The sequence below is a fragment of the Lientehia hominis genome, assembly GCF_021044755.1.
Taxonomy (GTDB): Bacteria; Bacillota; Clostridia; order Lachnospirales; family Lachnospiraceae; genus Lientehia; species Lientehia hominis.
The window spans coordinates 225,216-249,247 of sequence record NZ_JAJNOR010000001.1; the positions used below are offsets into that span (position 1 = coordinate 225,216).

At 50.8% G+C, this 24,032-nt stretch carries 20 protein-coding genes; 4 read left to right on the forward strand and 16 right to left on the reverse strand.

Annotated elements, in window-relative coordinates:
* Nucleotides 1-22: 22 nt before the first annotated feature.
* Nucleotides 23-1,366 carry a sensor histidine kinase gene (locus LQE92_RS01035; protein ID WP_231061160.1) on the reverse strand — a complete coding sequence of 448 codons (1,344 nt, stop codon included), beginning with the start codon at nt 1,364-1,366 and terminating at the stop codon, nt 23-25.
* Between the two features lie 2 nt (nt 1,367-1,368).
* The gene (locus LQE92_RS01040) at nt 1,369-2,112 is read right to left on the reverse strand and encodes a LytR/AlgR family response regulator transcription factor (RefSeq protein ID WP_231061161.1); all 744 of its coding nucleotides are present in this window, start codon (nt 2,110-2,112) and stop codon (nt 1,369-1,371) included.
* A gap of 286 nt (nt 2,113-2,398) precedes the next feature.
* On the opposite strand from LQE92_RS01040, the gene LQE92_RS01045 reads away from it, so the two are divergent.
* Nucleotides 2,399-5,059: a leucine-rich repeat protein gene (locus LQE92_RS01045; RefSeq protein ID WP_231061162.1), complete on the forward strand. Its 2,661-nt coding sequence runs from the start codon at nt 2,399-2,401 to the stop codon at nt 5,057-5,059.
* Nucleotides 5,060-5,304: 245 nt separating this feature from the next.
* On the opposite strand, the gene thrC is transcribed toward LQE92_RS01045, so the two are convergent.
* Together thrC and arcC are read right to left on the reverse strand one after the other, a co-directional pair.
* A complete protein-coding gene (gene thrC / locus LQE92_RS01050; RefSeq protein WP_231061163.1) occupies nt 5,305-6,516 on the reverse strand; it encodes a threonine synthase in 1,212 nt (403 codons plus the stop codon).
* Between the two features lie 147 nt (nt 6,517-6,663).
* A complete protein-coding gene (arcC, locus tag LQE92_RS01055; protein WP_269141838.1) occupies nt 6,664-7,602 on the reverse strand; it encodes a carbamate kinase in 939 nt (312 codons plus the stop codon).
* Between the two features lie 343 nt (nt 7,603-7,945).
* On the opposite strand from arcC, the gene LQE92_RS01060 reads away from it, so the two are divergent.
* Nucleotides 7,946-8,926: a serine hydrolase domain-containing protein gene (locus tag LQE92_RS01060; protein ID WP_231061164.1), complete on the forward strand. Its 981-nt coding sequence runs from the start codon at nt 7,946-7,948 to the stop codon at nt 8,924-8,926.
* Nucleotides 8,927-9,040: 114 nt separating this feature from the next.
* Nucleotides 9,041-9,874, forward strand: coding sequence for a C40 family peptidase (locus tag LQE92_RS01065; protein ID WP_231061165.1), 834 nt, complete (start codon nt 9,041-9,043; stop codon nt 9,872-9,874).
* Between the two features lie 48 nt (nt 9,875-9,922).
* Here LQE92_RS01065 and LQE92_RS01070 read toward each other — a convergent pair whose 3' ends face one another.
* The 8 genes from LQE92_RS01070 to argS all read right to left on the reverse strand — a co-directional run bounded on the left by LQE92_RS01070 (nt 9,923) and on the right by argS (nt 21,427).
* Nucleotides 9,923-10,117, reverse strand: a complete 195-nt coding sequence (locus tag LQE92_RS01070) for a hypothetical protein (RefSeq protein WP_231061166.1) — start codon at nt 10,115-10,117, stop codon at nt 9,923-9,925.
* A gap of 269 nt (nt 10,118-10,386) precedes the next feature.
* Nucleotides 10,387-11,676: an O-acetylhomoserine aminocarboxypropyltransferase/cysteine synthase family protein gene (locus LQE92_RS01075; protein WP_231061851.1), complete on the reverse strand. Its 1,290-nt coding sequence runs from the start codon at nt 11,674-11,676 to the stop codon at nt 10,387-10,389.
* Between the two features lie 95 nt (nt 11,677-11,771).
* Nucleotides 11,772-12,941 carry an iron-containing alcohol dehydrogenase gene (locus tag LQE92_RS01080; RefSeq protein ID WP_231061167.1) on the reverse strand — a complete coding sequence of 390 codons (1,170 nt, stop codon included), beginning with the start codon at nt 12,939-12,941 and terminating at the stop codon, nt 11,772-11,774.
* Nucleotides 12,942-12,988: 47 nt separating this feature from the next.
* Nucleotides 12,989-14,053 (reverse strand): hypothetical protein, encoded by a 1,065-nt coding sequence (locus tag LQE92_RS01085; RefSeq protein ID WP_231061168.1) that lies wholly within the window; start codon nt 14,051-14,053, stop codon nt 12,989-12,991.
* A 47-nt stretch (nt 14,054-14,100) separates the two neighbouring features.
* On the reverse strand, nt 14,101-15,273 hold the full coding sequence (locus tag LQE92_RS01090; protein WP_231061169.1) for an iron-containing alcohol dehydrogenase: 1,173 nt from the start codon (nt 15,271-15,273) through the stop codon (nt 14,101-14,103).
* Between the two features lie 113 nt (nt 15,274-15,386).
* Nucleotides 15,387-16,409, reverse strand: a complete 1,023-nt coding sequence (locus LQE92_RS01095) for a dipeptidase (protein ID WP_231061170.1) — start codon at nt 16,407-16,409, stop codon at nt 15,387-15,389.
* The gene (locus LQE92_RS01100) at nt 16,393-19,647 is read right to left on the reverse strand and encodes a DEAD/DEAH box helicase (RefSeq protein WP_231061171.1); all 3,255 of its coding nucleotides are present in this window, start codon (nt 19,645-19,647) and stop codon (nt 16,393-16,395) included. Before LQE92_RS01100 ends, LQE92_RS01095 begins: the two co-directional genes overlap by 17 nt.
* 10 nt (nt 19,648-19,657) lie before the next feature.
* Nucleotides 19,658-21,427 carry an arginine--tRNA ligase gene (gene argS, locus LQE92_RS01105; RefSeq protein ID WP_231061172.1) on the reverse strand — a complete coding sequence of 590 codons (1,770 nt, stop codon included), beginning with the start codon at nt 21,425-21,427 and terminating at the stop codon, nt 19,658-19,660.
* Between the two features lie 159 nt (nt 21,428-21,586).
* Here argS and LQE92_RS01110 point away from each other — a divergent pair, with 159 nt between their 5' ends.
* Nucleotides 21,587-22,039 carry a hypothetical protein gene (locus tag LQE92_RS01110; protein WP_231061173.1) on the forward strand — a complete coding sequence of 151 codons (453 nt, stop codon included), beginning with the start codon at nt 21,587-21,589 and terminating at the stop codon, nt 22,037-22,039.
* A 96-nt stretch (nt 22,040-22,135) separates the two neighbouring features.
* On the opposite strand, the gene efp is transcribed toward LQE92_RS01110, so the two are convergent.
* Genes efp through LQE92_RS01130 form a run of 4 tightly spaced genes read right to left on the reverse strand, consistent with a single transcriptional unit; the run spans nt 22,136 to nt 24,001 of the window.
* Nucleotides 22,136-22,693, reverse strand: a complete 558-nt coding sequence (efp, locus tag LQE92_RS01115; protein WP_231061174.1) for an elongation factor P — start codon at nt 22,691-22,693, stop codon at nt 22,136-22,138.
* A 58-nt stretch (nt 22,694-22,751) separates the two neighbouring features.
* A complete protein-coding gene (locus tag LQE92_RS01120) occupies nt 22,752-23,252 on the reverse strand; it encodes a YqeG family HAD IIIA-type phosphatase (protein WP_231061852.1) in 501 nt (166 codons plus the stop codon).
* Nucleotides 23,252-23,719, reverse strand: a complete 468-nt coding sequence (gene nrdR, locus LQE92_RS01125; protein ID WP_147595695.1) for a transcriptional regulator NrdR — start codon at nt 23,717-23,719, stop codon at nt 23,252-23,254. The genes LQE92_RS01120 and nrdR overlap by 1 nt, the downstream gene beginning before the upstream one ends.
* Before the next feature lie 24 nt (nt 23,720-23,743).
* On the reverse strand, nt 23,744-24,001 hold the full coding sequence (locus LQE92_RS01130) for a YlmC/YmxH family sporulation protein (RefSeq protein ID WP_231061853.1): 258 nt from the start codon (nt 23,999-24,001) through the stop codon (nt 23,744-23,746).
* Nucleotides 24,002-24,032 lie beyond the last annotated feature (31 nt).

A 24,032-nucleotide genomic window follows, 5' to 3' on the forward strand; every position in this document is an offset into this window, starting at 1 on the left:
GGTGCAGCCGTCAATATGCCAGTCACCTGTTTGCATACAGCAGCACCGAGGTAGTAAAGGTGTCTGAGGTGTAGGTGAAGTCTGCCATGCCGCCATATCGTTCTGCCATCGCCCGAACACTGGCAATGCCCACGCCCTCGGCTTTGTTCCGGCCCGGCTTGCTGGATAAAAAACGTTCACCCTGCTGGCAGATCACCCCGCCGTAACCGTTCTCCATGCGGATCAAGATTTGTTCCTCCTGGGCCTGTACCCGCAGATGAATATATCTCTGGCCTTCGACCGCATTCAGCGCGGCGGCGACCGCATTCTCCCACAGGTTGCCCAGGATGACCGCCAGATCGCTGCCTGCGGCTCCTGGCTTCCTCGGCAGGGACACGCTGATGGATACCTCCACTCCCGCCTGTTTCGCAAGCGCCTCATACCGGCGGCAGAGGGTGTCGACCACAAAGTTTTCACAAATCGGCGGCTGGATGGCTCCCGCCATGCTTCCGTCGTAACCCTCCAGATAGGCCAGAGCTTCTTGCACCTTTCCCTTTTCCAGCAGGCCCCGCAGCACTTGTACATGCTGCCGGCGGTCATGGCGGATGCGTTTCATTTCCTCGGCGTAGCTCTCCAGATCCTCTACCCGTGCCCGCTGCAAATCAAGCTGGTGGGCAAGCTGGGTACGGCTTTCCGCTTCCTTCGCTGCCTTTGCGCTGCTGGAAACGGCCCAGGCTGTTTGAGAATAGGTGACAAAGGCACACAAATGAATCAATATTTTCAGTCCATTGGCAAAAGCGTAATCCTCAATGGGATAGAAATCCACCTGTGCAGAGTACAAGAGGAAGAAAAACAGAGGAAGAAGCCAAAGGTGAACATAGCGCCCGGTTTGTGCTGCTCGCAGCCTTCGGTAAAGTTTCCGGCAGGCGAAGGCGAGCAGCGGGGTGAACAGTAACGAAGGCAGTCCAAAGCCTGCAATATCGGCCCGGCAAAAGGTGCCGCTGATCAGTTGGGGCCAGCATAGGCTGTAAATCAGATAGCTTATGCTGCGGCAGAAAAGCATCGCCTGCACGGACAAAAACAAAATGAAAACCAGCCTGCTGCCCGGTTCACCTGTGACCCGGCGCAGTCCGTAATAACCAAAGAGAATCCAGAATGGAAGCGTCAGACCGCTGTAATCTATCCCAGGGGGCAGCAGATGCACAGCCGTTTGCTGTACAGCAATGTTTAATCCAGAGCCCGTCACAGAAATCAACAGCACCCACAATGCAATCCGCCGCATACTCATCCGCAGCCGCAGCTGTTCCCCCACAGCATAAAGGCAGAAACCGATGGTCATGGCTCCTTCCACAATACCAATGATATATTCCGAAATAATGGCTTCCATTCTCATCCCTCCATCCGCCCAAACACATAGGCCATATACCGGCTTTTCAGGGCGGCACGGCCATCCCGCGCGAGGGGGATTTCCCGTCCGTCTTTCATCAGAAAGCTGTCCTTATTCATCCGTTTTACAAAATCCATATTGACGATAAAGTAGCGGTAGCAACGCAGAAACGGATTGCCGCCAAGGCGTTCCTCCAGGGCCGTCAAGGACTGGCTCACCGCCATTTCGCCGCGCACAGTGTGCAGCACCGTCTTGTGCCCGTAAACCTCGATGTACTTGATGCCGGAAGCGTCGATGTCCACTTCGTCCCGCCCGGCATTGACCCTCACCCTTCGCATGCTTAAGTTTATTCGGGCATGAACCCGCCGCATGGCCTCGCAGAAGGCGTCCCAGCTCACCGGCTTTAAGAGATAATGGGCGGCCTCCACATCGAAGCCGTCCGCGTAATGCTCCTGGCTGGTGGTAGTGAACACCAGCGCGCCCAGATACCCCTTGCCCCGCAGGATGCGCGCCGCATCCACCCCCAGCGCCCCGTCCATGTAAATATCCAAAAACATCACGGCAGCGGCGCGGGCCTCTTGACTTTGCAGCAGCTCTCCGGCGTTTTCGTAAGCCAGCGTGGCGATGGGCAAACGGTTCTCCTTTGCGTACCGGGCGCAGTAACCCAGCAGGATTTCCCGGTCAGGGGCAAGATCGTCGCAGATTACAGCCAGCATCTCCATTCCTCCTTCTACAGAGAAAATCACAAAATTCTAATCTATCAGGACCAGTATACCATGAAATCCGCCCAGTTTGCGGCAAATTTCTCCGGCTTAAGCTCTGTGGTAACGGCTTAGGCTTTTTCTATTGATTAATGAGCGTGGATTTGCAACAATCAGGACGGACGAAAACGCAGAAGCCGGAAACGACTACACGGCGAAAAAGCAAAGAAGCGCTTAAGTGATATACCCGTTGTCTTGCCTATTTCATAGGCACCCTATCAGCTCTCTTGCGGCCCGCCGGGCACCGGCCTGATAAAAAGGAGGAAGAACTATGAGAAAGACCAAAAAACAAAACCGATGGCTGATCCTGGCGCTGTGCCTGTGTCTGCTGGCGGGTGTGTTCCCGCTCACCGGCACGACATATGCCGCCGAAGCAGACTGCAGGCTCCCTAACGGCCATCAGGGTGCGTGCAAATTTCCTGTGGCGCTGGGAGATTCTCTGACTGGCAGCATGTCCGATTCCATCACAGGCGACGGCTACATTTTCTATCCAGCCAGCGGCGAGATGTCTGTCACCGCCAACGAGGGCGTTTTTAACTGGAGGACTGAGCATAAGGTTTCGGACACAGATATCTTGTCGGTGGTGTGTACGGAAAACGTAAGCGAATTTGGCGGCGATGGCTTCGTTGCCTGCCTTAACCTCACTTCGGTGAGCCTGTCAGCGAATATGACCGATTATTGGGGCCATCCGTTCGACGGCTGCTCTAACTTGACTACAATTGATGTGGCGCCGGAGAATCCCCGGTATGCAAGCGCGGACGGCGCGCTGTATGACAAGGAGAAATGGGAGCTGCTCTACTATCCCGCGGGGAGGAACGGCTCTTTCACAGTGCCGGAGGGCGTGGCCACTGTAAAGGAAGGCGCGTTTCTCGACTGTCTCGGCTTGACTTCCGTCACCCTGCCGGGCAGCGTGGAGATTCTCGAGCAGAGTTCCTTTCACAACTGTCCGAGTCTTACCGAACTCTATTTCACCGGCGATAAAGCGCCTACGGTAGGAAATTATGTATTCCAGGATCTGCCCAAGCAAGGTACGCTGTTCCACATCGCCGGAGTGACAGGCTTTGGTGCAAAGAAGTTCGGCGACCCATATTTAGATCAATGGGAGCGAAAACCGATGGGCATTCTCCCCATGGTACACGGCGACGTAGGATATGCCGGAGAGCAGTGGTGGGTCATTGGCTGCAACGGGGACGGCATCCGTTCGCAGGACGGTACGATGACTCTTCTGTACAAGGGTTACCTGCGTAATGTCTCCTTCGATACGCAGGAAAGCCGCGGCGGATGGGAAAACAACCAATATGGCGGCAGCCTGCTCCAAGCAGAAATGGAAAAATTTTACGCTGGAATATCTCCACAGGAGCAGGTGTTGATCCTGCCGCAAACGCTGGACAACGTGCGGGTGGGCGATGATTACAGAGCCACACTGAATGGGGAACAGCTTGTCTGGTCCTTGTCCTATGATGAGGCAATCCGCCTGCCGCAGGACGTCCGTATAATCGAGGGGCCATGGTGGCTCCGGTCGGCCCGCATTACCTATTGCTCTGTCGCATTCTCCAACAGCACGCAGCAAGCAGATCTGTTTGAAAGGGATGGCAATATTACTAGCAGCTATGTGAACAATACGTTCGGCAGCCGGCCCGCCTTGACACTAAAGCTGGACTCCGTGCTCTTCACAGCCGACGCCGCAGGCGGAAAGCCCGCAGCGGGCAGCAGCCTGCAGGAATACGCCACGCCCACCGGCACGGTCAAGCTGACGGTGCCGGTGACAGATTCCAGTCTGACCCTGAATGTGCCCACCACCGACCCGATTACCGCCATGACGGGTGGCACGGTCAGCTTTGTGTATGAAAACGCCAAGACGGGCGCGAATCACAGCGTGTCGGTACTCATCAAGGACAAGGCCACCGGCGATATCCTCTACTACGGCAGACCAGTGGACTGCACCGCAGCCGCCAGTGCGGCCGGCACCGCCGGATTTAAGCTGCCGGATGGTCTGGGAGAGGGCGAATACACCTTGCTGGCTTTCAATGAGCAGGTAAACGGCAACAATTTGACCGACTTCACTAGTACGCCAATAGAGCTTACTTTAAAGGTGAAAAGCAAATTCAAATTCACTGGCCTTCCGGAGAACTATACTCTGCTGGTGGGCCAGAGCGTGAGCTGGACCCCCGCTCCCGCGGGCGGCTCCTGGAGCTACGACCCCAATCTTCTCTCCATGACCCAGCACGGCGATACCTACACCTTCAAAGCATTAAAAGAGGGCAAGGCAACGGCAGCCTACACAGTGGACGGCGTGCTCCGCACCGTAACCATCACCGTTAACGCCATCCCGCAGACGGAGAAAAGCGAAGTCACCGGCCTTCCGCAGAGCTATGCCATGCTGGTAGGCCAGAGCGTGAGCTGGACTCCCGCCCCCGCGGGCGGCTCCTGGAGCTATGACCCCGACCTTCTCTCCATGACCCAGCACGGCGATACCTACACCTTCAAAGCATTAAAAGAGGGCAAGGCAACGGCAGCCTATACGGTGGACGGCGTACCCTGCACCGTAACCATCACCATCAATTCCTCCGCCATCCCACAGACGGAGAAAAGCGAAATCACCGGCCTTCCGCAGAGCTATGCCATGCTGGTAGGCCAGAGCGTGAGCTGGACTCCCGCCCCCGCGGGCGGCTCCTGGAGCTATGACCCCGACCTTCTCTCCATGACCCGACACGGCGATACCTACACCTTCAAAGCATTAAAAGAGGGCAAGGCAACGGCAGCCTATACGGTGGACGGCGTACCCTGCACCGTAACCATCACCATCAGTTCCTCCGCCATCCCACAGACGGGCGATACTTCGAGCACATTGCCCTGGCTGCTGGCGATTCTGACGGCATTGGTCTGTTGCGGCGGCCTGATGGTCTACCAGAAGAAAAAGAAAGAATTATAATCCATGAATCAAAATGACAAGTGATTACTTCATTTGAAAACCACCGCGGTATAAGACTGCGGTGGTTTTTCTATTTTACTATGAACTTTTTGAAAAAGGGAGCGGATTTGGCCACAATTTTCTGTCCGTCAGGAAAGGCGGCAAGACATACCAAAGACAAACTCCTTTATGAGCCGATAGGCAAAATCCGCATCCCACTACAAATTGAGACGACGCCTTTATGGCGGAAGCTTTTTTCTCTCCGACTATAATCCTGCAATAAAATCATCCAGCTCTTCTAATCTCGTATTGTGACACACTAATTTATGCCGAGACAAGATGGAGGTATATTTAAGACCTGTGGACGTGGTCACACAGACAATCTTCTCATTTCCTTTAAGCATTCCCTGCTGCCCCATTTTCCGCACGGCGGCATAGGATGCTGCTGAACCCGGCTGTACGAAAAGGCCGTTCCGGCACAAAGTCCGCTGTGCTTGCAAAAGCTCCTCATCCGTCACCGACACAGTCTTTCCTCCATACTTCTTCAGGCATCTCAACACTGCATTTCCACTGGGCGGAAACGCGTTTTCAATGGAATGGGCGATAGTATCCGGATTCTGGGTACGCTCAATTTTATCAAGTCCTTTTCTGTATGCGTTGTTAATAGTAGCACATCCGACCGCCTGGGCACATACCATAACGGGAATCTTAGAAATCAGCCCTGCTTTCTTAAAATCCAGGAAACCTTTCAATATCCCCCGGAAATGTCCCCCCGCGCTGGTAGGCACTACAACATAATCCGGAACTTCAAAATTCAATTGTTCGCAGACCTCAAAGGAAAGGGTCCGGTAACCCTCTATCCGAAACGGCTCATCGGAATTCACAAAATAAATTCCGTGGCGTTCTCCAATGGAAAGGCTCTCGTCATAAAGCCTGGCATAGTCTCCCTCCACCTTAATAAGGTAAGGGTCATAGACAGCGATTGGATTCAGCTTTTCTTCGTCAATATGATCATTCACCAGAATGAACGCCTTTAGTCCCGCACGGTTAGCAAACGCAGCCATGGAGATTGCCATGTTCCCAGTGGACAAAGTTCCCGCCTTCCGATATCCCAGCTGCAGGGCCCTCCGGATACCGGCGGCTGATCCTCTGTCCTTAAAAGACCAAGTGGGATTCACGCTTTCATTCTTTATCAGAATCTCTCCCGCACCGGTTTCCTCTGTTAGCCTCGGCATGGAAAGAAGCGGAGTGAACCCTTCCCCCATGTTCAAAGCGTCGTTTCTTTCAAAATAAGGAAAAAATTCCCTGTATCGCTCAAACAGCGTTCCTCCGAAGGGCTCCTCCTTCCGTATTTCCCCATGGCCGTCAAATGGGATTTCCAGAGTCTCTCCGCACTTATCGCAGCGGACCGCCGCTTTCGACGCATCATACTCCGTACCGCATCCGGTGCATACCAGTTTACAATTCCAATCCGACATATCCTTTCCCCCTTTTTCTGTACACCTGAATTTCTTCTCTGTCCTCAGTGTAGCACCGGCGGAAGAAATTGGACAATACATCTTTTTATATGGCCCATAACCTAAATCATATGACCACGTCTGAAAGACCGTCCAACCAAATGAAAGTCACTGGCAGATAAGGGTGCCGGTCGTTCCGCAGATGCCATCCCGCGCCTTTTCTAAAAGTGTAATCAGCGCATTCCGGCCGGGGCGGGAGGAAGCAAACTCTGCGGCGGCCTGTACCTTCGGAAGCATGGACCCGGGAGCAAACTGCCCTTCCCGGATATAATGCTCCGCATCCTTGACGGTCATTCTGTCCAGCCATGTTTCATTCCATTTTCCAAAATTGACAGCAACCTTTTCAACCGCAGTCAGAATAATGAGAAAATCCGCGTCCAACTGTTCCGCCAGCAGACAGCTGGCGAAATCCTTGTCGATCACCGCGCTGGCTCCGGTAAGCCGGGCATCGCATCTCGTGACAGGAATCCCTCCCCCTCCACAAGCTATGACCAGATGGCCGGAATCCACCAGAGAACGAATCGCATCTATTTCGATGATCTCCGCCGGCCGGGGCGAAGCGACCACTCTCCGGTATCCGCGGCCGGCATCCTCTTTCATAACATATCCGTATTGTTTCTCAGCCTCCTCCGCCTGCTCCTTCGTCATGAAATGACCAATGGGTTTAGAAGGTGACAAAAACGCGGGATCGTCTTCATTGACCCTCACTTGTGTCATCATGGTAGTGACTGGTGTATCATATCCCCGTAACCGCAGCTCCTCACGGAGAGCGTTCTGCAGATCATATCCGATATACGCCTGACTCATGGCAACGCAAACAGACAACGGAGTATTCGGCTGTTCCGACCGTTCCCGGCTCAATGCCGCCATGGCATTGCTGATCATCCCCACTTGGGGACCGTTCCCATGGGTGACGATCACCTCGCATCCCTCATCCACCAGATCTACGATTACCTTTGCCGTATGCCCTGCTGCCTTTCTCTGTTCTGAAAGGGTAGTGCCCAGTGCATTTCCTCCAAGGGCGATCACGATTCTTTTCTTTTTCATAAATATTCCTCCAATATAAATATCTGCCTCCCGACAGTATTTAATATCAATGATATTTGACGCCGATGGGCAGATGAAATATATCTCTTAAAAATATCATACCATAACCGTCTGCAAAATCAAGATATTTTATGAGAATATAGGCTAATTCAAAAACATATATAGCAATTACAGTTAATATTCATAAATATAAAAAGCTATCAGAGAATATTTATGCAGAAATTATGTAAAAAGATCATCAAAAACGATTGCTGAAAAAAGGGTTGAAAATCATTTCTTATTCGCTTATCCTTAGTGTCGATGTATAAAAACAGCATAAAAGAAAGCGCGGAGGTCCTATCCTATGAATCAGGTAAAAACAACAGAACTGGAAAAGCGAATATACCAAGATTATGGTACTGTCGCAGGTATAATCATATTGAAAAACGGTCAGCTTCAATACGAAAACTATTTTAACTCCTGCACAAAGGACAGCCGCATCCACGTATATTCTGTGACAAAGAGCGTTCTTTCCCTATTGATCGGAATCGCTGTGGATAAAGGATATTTAAAAAACTGCAGCCAGAAGGTGTTGGATTTTTTTCCGGATTATACAGTCAAAAGGAGAGAACACACTATACAGAATATCACCATTGGAAATTTACTGACTATGACAGCTCCGTATAAATATAAATATTTTGCACCCTATATCAAATATTTCAAGAGCAATGACTCAGTAAGATTCACTCTGGATCTTTTGGGCGGAAAGGGACAAATAGGAAAGTTCCGATACACGCCCGTCATTGGACCGGATATTTTATCTGGTATTCTTACAAAAGCGGCCGGGCAGCCGGTGCTTGACTTTGCTTCGGAATACTTATTTTCACCGCTGGGCATCACGGTCAAAAAGTCCATTGTATTACAAAACAAAGAGGAACAGATCGCTTTTAACAGTTCCAGAGAGATAAGCGGTTGGGTATCAGATCCGACAGGAGTGAATACAGGAGGATGGGGCCTCACTATGGCACCTTCTGATATGGCGAAAATAGGCCAGTTATACTTAAACGGCGGAGTATGGAACGGCAGGCAGATTGTACCGGCTGAGTGGATAAAAAAGAGTACCGAAGTACAGAGCAAATGGGAAAACTTGTCTTATGGTTATCTATGGTGGATCATCGATGAAAAAGAACATGCCTACGCTGCTCTCGGAGACGGTGGAAATGTGATCTATGTCAACGAAAGAAAAAAACTGGTAGCCGCAGTCACTTCTCTTTTTGCTCCCAGGGCCAAGGACAGAATAGCACTGATCAGGGAGCATATCGAACCTATATTTGAGGACTGTTAAAACGAAACGGGAAATGATTCTGGATTCATAATCGAATCTTCTTTCTCATAGGATGTCTTAAAGTCATAATCAAGACAATGACAGTACAGGCATTAGGCGGGAAGGAGAACATATATGTGGAGTAACTGCGGAATTGTAAAAACACCGGTGCTCAAGATGAAGGAGCATCCTCTGGATGAGGCCCAGACGGTGGACGAGGCCCTGTATGGCATGGAAGTCTTTATCCGCGAACGGGCGCAAAAGGGCTGGGTCTCCATTGAAACCGATTATGGATATCAGGGGTATGTAAAGGCAGAAGGACTGGAACTGCACGAATGGACAGTCAAACGCTGGCAGAGATTCCGCCGGCTTGTGGTGGACGTGCCGCTGGCCGATGTCTTTGAAGTTCCCGGCTTTAAGAATCCGTATTTCCTGAGTCTTCCAAAGGGGAGCCAGGTGGCTGCGACGGAAAATCCAGGACAGGCCGGCTGGTATCAAATCCGGCTGGTAGACGGGCGGGGCGCGTATATGAGAAAAAGTCATCTCCGCTCTCTTCTTGAATCCCACTATTCTCTGAAAAAAGAAGAGGATGTCCTAAGAGAGAGCCTGGTCCGAACTGCACTCTCTTATCTCCACACTCCATACAGATGGGGAGGCAAAACGCCTCAGGGAATCGACTGCTCCGGGCTCTGTTCCATGGTCTATCTGCTCCATGGAATCTCCATATATCGGGACGCAAAGCTGAAGGAAGGCTACCCCGTCAAGGAAATACCTGTATGCACAGTAAAGCCCGGGGACCTTTTATATTTTCCAGGACACATGGCCCTCTATATCGGCGGTCTACAGTACATCCATTCTACAGGACGCATGGGGGACGACGGAGTCGTAATAAGCAGCCTGAATCATACGGCAGAAAATTACAGAGAAGATCTGGCCGGCAATGTGACTGCGGCAGGCACCATATTTTAAATTCAGGCTGCGGAAGTGTACTACCAAATACTTTTTGGAATCATTCCCTTAAGGGCTCTCAAAATACCGGCAGAAATTCCGGACCGTCACAATGTCGGTTCGCTGGCGATGCAGGAGCCGCTTTATCCCCGCTCCGGCAGTACCGCTCACAGTCGACAGGAAATCCTTATGATTTCCCGTCTCCCGTTCCCTCAGAAACGGAATCGGTATTTCCGTTTCTGCCTCCCTCTGCCTGGGGAACACCGGCCGCTGCCCTGCGGCGCTCCCCTTTAGGCCGGTCCGGAATCATTCTGCCGGTCTCCTGTCTGCCGCACCGTTATGAATGTTTTCCATTTTCCTGATTCCAGAAAAGAATCGGATATCCGCAGAGCCCGCACGCCTTACGGCGGCGGACCTCCTCCTGTCTCTCTGATTCGTAAAGATAGGTTTGTTTGAAAGGTATTCAAAAGTACTACAAAAAACACTTCAAGGTACCGGCGTCAGATCCGTCACCTTGAAGTGCATCGTTTCTTTTATTCTTTTGTGCAATTAAGAGCCTGTTCAATATCGGCGATGATGTCGTCTACATTCTCGATTCCGACGGAAAAACGAATCAAATCTGGCTTTACGCCTGCTTCGATCAGCTGCTCATCACTCAGCTGCCGGTGGGTATGGCTGGCAGGATGAAGTACCGATGTTCTTGCATCCGCCACATGGGTCACGATACAGGCCAGCTTCAGATTGTCCATAAAGCGGATTGAAAGCTCTCTCCCGCCTTTAAGGCCGAAAGCAATCACGCCGCAGGTGCCGTTCGGCATATATTTCTGAGCCCGTTCATAGTAAGGACTGCTCTTTAACCCAGGATAATTCACCCAGGCCACCTGTTCATTCGCTTCCAGGTATTCGGCCACTTTCTGCGCGTTCTCGCAGTGGCGGGGAACCCGCAGGTGCAGCGTCTCCAGTCCCACATTCAAAAGGAATGCGTTCTGGGGAGATTGAATCGCTCCCAGGTCCCTCATCAGCTGGGCCGTCGCTTTCATAATATACGCCTTTTTCCCGAAGGCTTCCGCGTATACAAGTCCGTGATAAGAATCATCCGGAGTCGTAAGCCCGGGGAATTTTTCTTTAACAGCCATCCAGTCAAAATTCCCGCTGTCTACGATACATCCACCCACGCTCATTGCATGCCCGTCCATATATTTCGTAGTGGAATGAGTCACGATATCCGCACCGAATTCAAAGGGCCTGCAGTTGATGGGAGTCGCAAATGTATTATCCACGATCAGCGGAACGCCGTGCCTATGCGCCGCCTCTGCAAATTTCTCGATATCCAAAACTACCAGTGACGGATTGGAGATCGTCTCTCCAAATACGGCCTTGGTATTGGGCTTAAATTCTTTTTCCAAATCCTCCGGAGATATTTCCGGATCCACCAGAGTGAAATCAATGCCCAGCTTTTTGAGCGTCACGGTAAACAAATTGGAGGAACCGCCGTAAATGGTAGCGGAGCTTATGATATGGTCTCCCGCCGAAGCGATATTGAATATCGCGTAAAAAGTCGCCGCCTGCCCTGAGGAAGTCAGCATGGCGGAAGAACCACCCTCCAGCTCGCAGATCTTCTGTGCGACCGCGTCGTTGGTAGGGTTCTGCAGCCTTGTATAAAAATATCCGTCCTCTTCCAGGTCAAAAAGCCTGGCCATCTGCTCACTGGTATCATATTTAAACGTTGTACTCTGATAGATGGGCAGCACCCTCGGCTCCCCTTTTTTAGGTGTCCAGCCGCTTTGAATGCAGATGGTCTCCGGCTTATACTTGTGTTCCATAATTGTTGTATCTCCTCTCTTTGTTTCTTCCCTTTGCAGCCCCGCCGACGCTTTTTCTCCATTTCCGGATGCCGTCATTTTTAAATCCTCCCTCTTTACAAGCAGGCGCGGTATATGTTTACCACATCCTGCTCATGCAGAGGCACGTAGGCCTGCGTATCCAGCTGTGCGTAAGGTACCGCGGCCTTTGCCATTACCTCAAACAGGGAATCGTCGATTCCCAGTTCGGAAAGTGTAGCGGGAAGCCCGCAGTCCACAAAAAACTGCTCCGTGGCGTCAATTCCCATATTAGCCAAGGCAAATTCATCCGGCTGCCTGGGAAATCCCCACACATTTATGGCATAGTCCACAAACTTCCCTACCGTGCTTTCCGACAGGATATACCGCATCCAGGCAGGAGTAATGACAGCCAGCCCTACGCCGTGAGTGATATCATAATAGGCCCCCAACTGATGCTGTATGGCATGACAGGACCATTTTCCTTCCTTGCCGCATCCGCACAGTCCATTTAGAGCCATGCTGGCCGCCCACATGATATTTGCCCTGGCCGAATAATTTTCCGGCTCTGTCAGAGCCACAGGACCCCATTTGATGCAGGTCTTAAGGATTCCCTCTGAAAATTTATCCTGCACATATGCGTCCTCTGTCTTTTTAAAATACCCTTCAAAAATATGGGACATGATATCTGCCACGCCGGCTGCTGTCTGAACCGCCGGAAGTGTATACAGATATGTGGGATCCAGAACGGAAGCCCGGGGATACAGATGGCTGCTGTGCACTCCCTGCTTCTCATGGACGGCCTGATTGGTGATCACCGCTGTCGGATTCATCTCCGATCCAGTAGCCGCCATGGTGAGCACAGTAAATATCGGAAGCGCATCGGTGATCAGAGACGGGTCTTTCACCACATCCCAGGCATCTCCCCCGTAGAAATATCCCGCTGCTATCGCTTTTCCGCAGTCCACGGTACTTCCGCCGCCCACAGCCAGAATCATGTCGGCCTGATGTTCCCTCGCCATGGCGATCCCTGCCCGCACAGTCTCAATTTTAGGATTCGGCGTCACTCCCCCAAGCTCCCAGAACTGAAAGCCGTTTTCCTTCAGAATGCCGCATACGGTATCATAAATACCGTTCTTTTTAATGCTGCCACCGCCGTATACCATGAGCACCCTGTTTCCGCACGGTCTCATTTCTTCCGGCAGGCAAGTTGCCTTCCCTTTGCCGAACAACATCTTTGTCGGCGCATAAAAATCAAAATTCTCCATGGCCTACCCCTTTTCGCTCCTCCTTCTAAACTGCGCGCCTTCTGCCGTCAATATTTGTCATATTCGTCCAGGCACTCCAGAGTACAGTAATAGCTCCCCTCGTCGATGGAAACGTAAAGATCACTCGTTCCCCACTCCGTAAACAGATAGCCATCCGCTTCCGCATCGGAAAAAAAGCCCTGCACCTCCTGCCAGAGCTGGTTTCGGTCTGCCGCAGGGTCCAGACCGCAGCCCGCTAAAAGCAGGAGCTTCTGAGCCGTATCCCTTCCGCTGGCAGAGACCGATACCTGCATCACCTCTCCGGTGACTGTATCGGAAACAATCCGAAAATAGTTTCCCGTATCATCACCGATATCAACATAGACGCTTTTCTCATAATAGGTGTAGTCTCTGTCCCCGTAGGAGGATATCCAATTGCTGGTCACCGCATCGGAAACCTGGATATCTTCACTCTGCCACAGTTCTTTACAGTAGCCGGCCAGCGTGTTCATATAAATCTGTCCGTCCACATCGTAATGGGAATAACCACTGCACGGTTCGCCGGCCGCCAGGATTTCTTCCTCATCAACGTCCTGATGAGAGCTATCTGCCCCGGCCGACTCCTCTTCTGAAGCATTACCTCCGTTAAATGCCGCCTCCAAACCGCTGTCCTTCCAGAGCTTAAGAGCCGTTGTCTTGATCGGTTCCCAGCAAAGGATGACCACCAGGATCAGGGCCGCAGCGAAAAACAGCCTTCCCACGATCTTCATGCCGCTGCCGTCTTTCTTTTTCTCATCCTCCAGAGTATTTTTCTTCCGATGAGGATCAACATTTGGTATTCCATATGTATGTTTTCCACCGCAGGCATCCGGATACCTGGTGTTCCGGTATGTATCCGGCGAAGGCTTTTTAGCACTGGAACGCGGAGGAGCGCTCCCATAGCTCCCTACGCTCCATGTATCCTTCGTCGTCACCTCCGCAGTTTCGAGGACTCCTGCCCCCGATCCGCTTTCATTGGGTAGGAAATCTCCCTCATATATAATCGGCTCTTTCCGAAGCCGCTTACACTCCGGGCAAAAACTCTTTGCCGTCAGCTCATGCTCGCACACCGGGCACAAATAACGTTTTTTCATCTCTCTCCCGCCCTTCTCTTCCGGCTTTCATCATTCCTGTCAACACTCTATCTACAGGCCAGACGGTAGACCTCTTCACACTCTTTTCGTCCCAGTTTCACAAAGAATCCCTCTGTACGTCCGTCAATCTGCAGAGTATCCAGAAGCTTCGGTATATCCTCTTCTTTTGCTCCCAGCTCCGAGAAAGAGGTCGGCATACCAATGGAGCGGAAAAATGCCTTAGTCCTCGCAATTCCTTCCCTCGCTGTCTCCTCCGGATGTTCGAAATTCATTTCGCATCCCCAAACGCGGACCGCAAACTGAGCAAAACGGTTTACATCATGGGGCATCACATAAGTCATCCATGCAGGGAACATCACAGCCAGGCCCGCTCCGTGGGCGCAGTCATAAAGTGCGGAAAGCTCATGCTCCAAATTGTGGCTCGCCCAGTCCTGCTCTCTGCCGACTCCGCAGATATCATTGTGCGCCATGGTGCCCGCCCACATGATATTGGCTCTGGCCTCATAATCATTGGGATCTTCAAGGACCTTCGGAAGCTCCTTGATGATAGTTTTGAGAACAGCCTCACAGAACCGGTCCGTGATTTCCACATTTCTCGTATTGGTAAAATACCGTTCAAATACATGAGCCATGATGTCCGTACAGCCGCTAGCCGTCTGATACGGCGGCAGCGTCATCGTAAGCTCCGGGTTCATGACAGCAAATACCGGCCGGATGACTTCGCTCCCATAAGGCCGTTTGTACATGCCGTCTTCGTTGGTGATCACGGATCCGTCGCTGCCTTCGCTGCCGGCTGCCGCTATGGTCAGGACCGACGCTACCGGAAGAGCGCGCTCCGCAGCTGCCCTGCCTGCGTAGAAATCCCAAAAATCTCCGTCGTAAACAGCTCCCATGGCAATCGCTTTGGAGGAATCAATGGTGCTTCCTCCGCCGACGGCCAGGACAAAATCCACCCCTTCTTTTTTGCACAGCTCAATGCCCTGATATACAAGGCCGCTCCTGGGATTCGGCTTCACGCCCCCCAGCTCTATGTAGGAAATCCCTTCCTTGTCCAGAGAAGCCTTTACCCTGTCTAAAAGACCGGAACGGACAACGCTTCCGCCGCCGTAATGGATGAGCACCCTGCTGCCGCCGAAGCGCCTTACATAATGGCCTGTCTCATTCTCTTTTCCTTTTCCGAACACAAAATATGTCGGGCTGTAAAATGTAAAATTATCCATACCTTCTCTTTCTCCTTACCGTTTTATTTTTATCCAAGATGAATTCATTTTATCACAGTTCCCTTTATTCTTCCATAGCAATCATGGAAAAACTCTGCCGGAAACCGTAAAACTTATCCCATGGCATCCCGGATGACCCGCTCTGCGTTTCCGCGCATGACAAGCTCCAGCTGGCGTTCCGTAAAGCCTTCATTTTTGAGGGCTTCCCATAAAAGATACATCTTATCCGGAGAATCGATCTCCAGGTCTCCTGTAATACCGTCCAGATCGGATCCCAGCGCCAGGACGCCTTCCCCTCCACAGTCCAGGATATGACGTGCATGGGCGGCCATTCGGGCAGCACTGCTGTGTTCACTGAAAAAATCTTCATCCAAAAATCCTGGAGCGAAGTTTAACCCCATGACGCCGCCCTTTTCTGCCAGCAGACGGATCATATCGTCACTCATATTCCTGGAGCAGTCCGCCAATGCTCTCGCATTGGAGTGGGACGCCACAAAAGGCCTGGCGCAAAGCTCTGCCACATCATAAAAGCCCTCATCCGACAGATGGGACACATCTACGATCATTCCCAAAGCATTCATATAGGCCACCGCCTCTTTTCCGAAAGCAGACAGACCGCTGCCCCTGCTCCCATAGACAGCGTCTCTGTAGTTGGCCCTTCCGAAGCAGTTATCATGGTTCCATGTCAAAGTTATCAGCCGAATCCCCATATCATAAAACCTCTTCAGGTTTTCAAGCTTTCCGCGCACCGCCCTGCCGTCCTCCAGAGTCAGAAAAGCAGAAATCTTTTTATCCGCTTCATTCCGTTTCAGATCCCCATAGGAACCGGCGAGCGCGATCTCGTCTCCATGCAGTGAAACCTCCCTTTTAATTCCGGAGATCAACTTTTCAATATAGAATTCATCCCATAAAGCCAGCTCTGATTCTGGGCGTTTTCCGTCCTCATCTTTTTCCGGTAGGACCTTTACCTGGATTTTCGCATCCTCATCCGGCATCCAAATAGCAAAGAACTGCGCAAGACATCCTCCCTTCTTCAGTCTCCGGATGTCAATCTTCATCTGATTTTCGTAGAGGCTTCCGCCTTCGTCCGCAAATACCAGAAGGGTATCGCAGTGCATATCAATATAATCCTGCATCCTCTTCCTCCAACAATTTGATCAGCGCCTCCCTGCTGAGACTTCCGAAAGAAGCCGCCTCATTTTCGATCACCTGATCCGTCAGCTCCTTCTTCATCTCCTGAAGCCGCAGGATCCCTTCCTCAATGGTGTCTTTGGCTATGAGCCGGAACACCGATACCACCTTTTTCTGTCCGATCCGGTGGGCCCTGTCGGTGGCCTGATTCTGTGCTGCCAGATTCCACCACGGGTCAAAGTGTATGACCACATCAGCCGCAGTCAGATTGAGCCCTGTTCCGCCTGCCTTGAGGGAGATCAGGAATATCGGTACCTCGTCATGATTGAACGCATTGACAAGTTCCATCCGTTCCTCTTTTCCTGTCTGCCCCGTCAGCTTATAATATGCGATTCCTTCTTTGGAAAGACGTTCTCCCATGACATCCAGCATGGAAGTAAACTGAGAGAACAACAGAATCTTATGGCCTGACTCCGCTCCACCCAAGACCAGCTCCATACAAGTCTCCAATTTGGCCGAACCGCCTTTATAATCCTCGTAGCAAAGGCCCGGATCACAGCAAAGCTGTCTCAGTCTTGTAAGCTCCGCCAGAATCTGGATCCGTCTCTTTTGGTATTGCTCATCTCCGGAGGATTCCAGTTCTTTTTTTAACTTCATGGCATTGGCTGCATACAGATTTCTCTGGCTCTTTCCCAGACGGGAGTACACCACGCTTTCCAATTTATCCGGCAGATCCTTTAAGACATCTTTCTTATAGCGCCTCAGCAGAAATGGGCCAATCATCCGATGCAGGCGCTTCAAAGCGGCCTTATCTCCGTCCCGCAGCACCGGCATTTCAAACTCTTTTTTAAACTTTTGGTAGCTGTACAGAAATCCAGGCATCAGATAATCAAATATACTCCACAGATCCCCCAGGCGGTTCTCAATGGGCGTACCGGTCAGAGCAAATTTAGTGACTGCACGGATTCGTTTTACCGCTCTCGCATTCTGCGTCGCATGGTTTTTAATATACTGAGCTTCATCAATGATCTGAAAACGAAATTCTTTGCTCTGGTACAGCGCCGTATCTCTTCTCAGAAGGTCATAGGAGGTGACATATACCTGTGAGGGCTCCCGTCCGTCGGACAGGAGCTCTGCCCTCTCCGCTCCCGTGCCGGCCACAACGGTCACCGTAAGCTCCGGTCCGAACCGGCGCAGCTCACTCTCCCAATTGTAAATCAAGGAAGCCGGGCATACGATAAGCGCTCTCATATCCGGATCTTTTCTGGCCTCATCCACCAAAAGGGCTATGACCTGAATCGTCTTGCCCAGGCCCATATCATCCGCCAGGATGCCTCCGAAGCCATAGGCGTCCAATGTGCGGAACCAGAAGAATCCGTGCTTCTGATATTCTCTGAGGGTGTCTCCCAAAGACGGCGGCACTTCAAAATCGCTTTCTCTCACGGAATTCATATTTCGGACAATGGATTTAAAAGCACTGTCCCGGTTTACGTCAATATGTCTTCCGTCCTTCAGCACTTTATCCAGATAGAGGCTCCGGTATCTTGGCACATGGATCTCGCCTTCAAGTGGCTGACGATCATCCAGAGCCAGCCCCCTTGACAGTTCAGCCAGTGTTCCGAAGCCGGTTTCGGACAGCCTCAGAAAATCTCCTGACTTCAGGCGGTAATAGGTCTGTTTCTGACGATAGGCAGACAATATCTTCGACAGCTCTGAAGAAGACAGGCCGCCTGCATCCACCTGCAGATTCAGCCACTCTCCCTGCAGGCTGACACCCACTGAGACCCTGCTCTCGGAAAGTATCCTGCGTTCCTTCATCGCGCCGCTTAAATATACTTCTCCATGCTTCTCGAACTCTGAGATTCCCCCGTCCAGCAGGCTGAACATGGCTTCTTCATCCCCTTTGACAGTAAAGCAGCTGTCATCGGCATAACGTCCGGTAAAATACTGTTTTATCAGAGTTCCGACTATCAGTTCCCCCACCTGGTCACGAAATACTTCCGAATACTTCGTCCTGTCAAAAGGGGTGAATTTAACCGAACCGTACCAGAATTCCGCCTTCAGCGTAATCTCATCAGCAGAGGGACTGTCAAAGTAAAACTTTGTTCTGAGAGGCTCTGTATGGTACTGTTCCAGATCTATGCCCATGGATTCCAGGCTGACGTAGCCGGAAATTCTCGAGAGGACATAGTCGCAAAAAGAAGGAAGGTCCTTTTCACTCATTTCCACAGACAGGATTCCGCTTCCCTTTCCCGGACTCATGGCCTGCAGAAACTCCTTTAAAACGGCAGTACAGCCCTTGTCACAGCAGTAGAGAATGTCCTCCCGTATCAGGTACATCCTCCTTTTTCCGTAAAATACCGTGACTTCATCCAGAAGGGAGATCCTGGCCCCGTCCCTTCCATGCGCCCGAATGACGCCAAACAGCCTCGGATTCTCCTTTTTTACCTTGAGCTCTTTTATGCTCCCTTCCTGTGTCTCAAATTCCACCGTTCGTCCGGTCAGCACTTTCATAAAGCTGTCACAGGCACCCGGGGAAAGCTCCAGTTCCCGGAGCACCGGCATCATACCCCCTCTTATGGGGTTCAGCTTCTCGTAAAGATAACGGTATTCTCCTACAGCCCTGTTTATCTCCTCTGCCAGCCGGGCAGAATCATCATCAAAGGCTTCCAGGCTGTGATAAAAGCCCAGCTGCTTTCCATACTCCACATATGCGTCGCATTCCAGGGCTTCGGAAAATGCCGCCATATCCTTCACCAGATAAAATCTGTTTATACCGACCTTCAGATAAACACGGAGCATTCCGCCTTTTTCCCGGAGCACCGGCTCCAAATGGATCTTCTCTTCCATTTTGGAAGCCATCAGCTTTGTCATTTCCCGGCTGGTATACGTGTGGATCATCCGCCGGACCTCCGGCGGCGTAGATACATGAGGAGAAGCCTCTGCTTCCCTTTTTTCCATTGCATAAAAGGCTGCCGCCGCCTCATGGCAGCACAGCCCTTTGTATTCCTTATGGGCGGAGCATTGGCAGGTCGCCTGATAGATGCAGTCGCCCTTGATCAGCAGAGATACCTGATAGACCCTGTTCCCGTCCGTAACGGATGTTTTTAAATTCTCTTCCCCTTTCCAAAAGCTCTCGCTGGAAAGAAAGCGGACCTTTCCCATCTGGAAAAGCTCTCTTCCCTTTTCGTATTCCTGTGCACTTTTGGATTTTCTGCGAATCGTATCGCTGGAGAACGCCATCATTTCCCACCTACATTCTGTCTGGTGCCTCAAAACCGAGAAGACCGATGCAGGTTTCAAGTACCCGCTTTACAAGCTCCAGCAGCCGGATATATGCCGCCTGCCTCTCTTTGTCTTCTTCCGCCATGATCTTTGTTTCATGGTAGAATCGGTTGAAAGCATTGGATAAGTCATATATATACTGACAAATCTTATGAGGCGCCTGTTCTGAAAATGCAGACAGCAGGGCGTCAGAAACCTTGCTCACCTCAATCTGAAGAGCTTTCTCACTTTCAGAAGCCGCGGGAAGCATCCTTACCGTTCCCGTATAATGCTCCGGCAGTGCTTTATATTTTGCCTGAATGGACTTGATCCGGACAATGGTATACAGAATATAAGGGCCTGTGTCCCCCTCAAAGGAAATAAACCTGTCCACATCAAACATATAATCCTTTGAAGCCTGATTGGACAAATCCCCGTACTTGAGCGCCGCCAGACCGATGACTTCGGCCGTTTTCCTGGCCTCCATCTCTGAAACCGTACGGTTTTCCATGATTTTTTCATAGACCGCATCGCTGATTTCCTTTATCAGATATTCCAGCCTCATCACTCCGCCGTCTCTGGTCTTGAAGGGCTTTCCATCTTTTCCGTTCATAGTGCCAAAGCCCAGGAAATTCAGTCTCACCTCAGGCCTTACGATCCCGGTCTTTTTAGCGCAGCGGAACACCTGTGTAAAATGAAGCTCCTGCCTCTTGTCAACCACGTAGAGCACACGGTCCGGAGAAAACAGCTTCTCCCTTTCCACCAGCGTAGCCAGATCCGTTGTCGAATAAAGAGTAGCTCCATCCGACTTTAGGAGGATACAGGGCGGAATCTCCTTAGTATCCGTATCTTCCTTGACATCTACCACCAGGGCGCCCTGGCTCTCATGGGCAAATCCCTTCTCCTTCATCTCCCGGACCATAGCCGGGATATAGGGCTGTGCATCACTCTCTTTTTTCCAGATGTCAAAGGTCACATTCAGCTTTTCGTAATTTTTTTTCAGGTCCGAGACTGATACATTCAGGATATGATTCCACAATGCCATATATCCCCTGTCCCCGCTCTGCAGCTTAAAGGTCGCGTCATGGGCCTTCTCCGCAAAGGCCTCGTCAGCCTTGGATTTGGCGCTGGCCGCCGGATAAATCTCTTCCAGCTCTCCTATGGTAAACGGCGCTTCCTCCGGATAGTCCCCCGTATATGCTTCATCAAAATAAGGGAGCTCCGGCTTTCTTTCCTTCAGCTCTTCGATGATCAGGCCCATCTGGAGACCCCAGTCGCCCAGATGTACGTCTCCTATGACTTCATGGCCCAGAAAGCGGCCCAGGCGTTTCATGCTCTCGCCTATGATCGCGGAACGGAGATGACCCACATGAAGAGGCTTGGCCACATTGGGGCCGCCGTAGTCGATGATAATGGTCTCTTTATCACCTTCATAGGTCACTCCCAGTTTTTCCGAGTGATCCATTTCCTCCAAATAATCTGCCAAAAACACTTTGGAAAGCTTTAAATTGATAAAACCGGGAGATACTGCGGCAGTCTCCTCAAAGCACGGAGCGTCCTTCAGCTTTTCCACCACATCGCCGGCGATCATGATGGGGGCCTTTTTATAGAGCTTCGCACCAGCCATGGCGCCGTTACACTGATATTCACAAAGGTCCGGACGGTTGGACAGCGTCACCTTGCCCAGTGACCCCTCATATCCGCAGGCTTCAAATCCCTGCTCTACGGTCTCTGTTATCAAATCAATCAGTTTCTTCATGGTTCCTCCTCGGTTTCAATGATTTTTCCTGTTTTCCCATTCAGCCTATCCGATATATTATAATATGTATTCCCTAAAAAATCCAGCATTTTATCTTTTCAATCCCGTCCTGGGGTGTTATACTGTTTAAAGGTATAAAATAAAACGGAGGATATTGATATGAATGTAAAGATTCAGGATTTAAAGGACGTAACTATTAAAGGGGTGAATGTGGCTTTCACTGATACATGTGAAGCTTATAAGGAAACTTTCTTCGAGTGGACCGCATTTCCTGTTGTAACCGGATTCAAGACCGGAAACATCATGTCCGGCGTACTCCAAGGATGGCACCATACTCCCAACTTCGACGTAATCGAATTTCATGAGGACGCAGAACAGTTCTATTTCTTTGAAGGAACCGCTTTGATGCTGTTCATCGATATCGTTGACGGAAAACCCGCCATGGATACCGCCCAGATGGTTCGTATCCCCGCAGGAGTCCAACTGGATATCGCTGCCGGAAAAGGCCACTTCGTAGCGGTAGCCGAAGGCTGTACCTTCAAGGCCGTCGTGGTCTCTCCCGTACAGGAAGCTCCCAGGATGGACCTGCCCGAGATGATCTGCGGAGAATGATTTAGTCATATCCAAATGTGATACAAGCATAAGACCTGTGGTCAAAAAAGGCACTTCGCTTATCAGCCGAAGTGCCTTCTTTCTATGATTCTGAATTTATACTCTGGATAAATACTCGCCCGTTCTGGTGTCAATCTTGATCTTGTCCCCCTGCTCTACGAACAGAGGCACATATACCACCGCGCCGGTCTCAACCGTAGCAGGCTTCGTCGCGCCGGTAGCCGTATCGCCCTTGAAACCGGGTTCCGTTTCCGTAATCTCCAATTCAACGAACAGAGGAGGCTCGATAGAGAATACCTGCCCTTTATGGGAGCAAACCTTTACCATCTCATTCTCTTTTACAAATTTAAGCGTATCGCCGACCATATCCTGACTCAGGGGAATCTGATCATACGTATTCACATCCATAAAATAATACAGCTCTCCATCTGAATAAAGATACTGCATATCGGCCCTGTCAATATGAGCGTTTTCAAATTTTTCTGTGGGACGGAAGGTCTTTTCAACCACACCTCCACTCTTGATATTCCTTAATTTCGTTCTAACAAAAGCTGCGCCTTTGCCGGGTTTTACATGCTGGAATTCGATGACCTGGAACACGTTCCCTTCGATTTCCACCGTAATACCGTTTCTAAAATCGCCAGCTGATACCATCTCTGATATTCCTCCTTCAGTTCAACTTGTCTATCTGTTTAATTCTATACTATATCAATTAGTTTTTCAAGGATTTTTTGTAGAAATGTAGGACCACCCGCTCCAGATACCGTTTGAGCACGATCTGGATTTCTTCCTTCGGATGGATGGGCTTCACCAATATGCTGTATATCCCGCAGCGCTTGGCTCCATACACGTCGGTAAACAGCTGGTCGCCGACAAATACTGTTGTTGAAACATCCGTTCCCATCTCTTCCATGGCACGCCTGTAGTTTTTCCTGGAGGGCTTATGGGCGTTGTACAGATAACGGCTGTTCATCGCTTTTCCAAAAGGTGCTACCCTCGGCTCCTGGTTATTGGATATCAAACAAGTCTCAAATCCCATCTCATGGAGCCTGGCAAAAAGAGCTACCGCATCCTTCGTCTCCGGCTTTCCATGGGGCACCAGCGTATTATCAATGTCAAACAAAAGGCCCCGGACCCCCCTGGCCCATAACGCCTCATAATCGATTCTGTAAGAAGAGTCCACATATTCATCCGGATAAAATCGTCTAAACATCATAGCTCTCTTTTCCCGCCTTTATAAAGCTTCTCCAGCTCCTTTAAGAAGGTATTCACATCTTTGAACTCCCGGTATACTGAGGAGAAACGGACATACGCCACCTCGTCCAGCTGCTTCAGCTTGTCCATGACCAGGTTGCCGATCCTGGTGGTGGTAATCTCTTTTTCTTCCGAATTGAAGATTTCATTCTCCACTTCGTCCACCAAGCGATTGATATCCTGGGTGGATACCGGCCTTTTATGGCATGCCAGCAGCACTCCAGCCTCGATCTTCGCACGGTCATAGGCCTGTCTGGTGTCATCCTTTTTGACCACCATCAGCGGAATCGTCTCGATCTTTTCATAGGTGGTAAATCTCCGTCCGCAGGCCTCGCACTGACGCCTCCGCCGGATGGCGTTATTGTCCTCTGCAGGCCTGGAATCGATCACCTTGATGTTTTCGTTATTACAGAACGGACACTTCATGGTATATCCTCCTTTTTCCGCTGCTCATTTGCATTTATTCAGGCAGTCCTCCGTGATCACTTTCACCAGTACAAAGTCCTCCCCAATCTGCTCCACACAGCCATATGGAATTATGTATTCCGAATCCCTGCCCAAAAAACCGCAGATATGGGCCGGACCCGGTATGATGAACTTCTGAATACAGCCCGTTTTACAGTCAAACTCTGCATCGGTTATAAATCCCAGTCTCTTTCCGTCACAGATGTTGATGACCTCTTTCATTCTTAAATCGCTCATCCTCATGGCAAGCTCTCCCGGCATAATACCTTCCTTA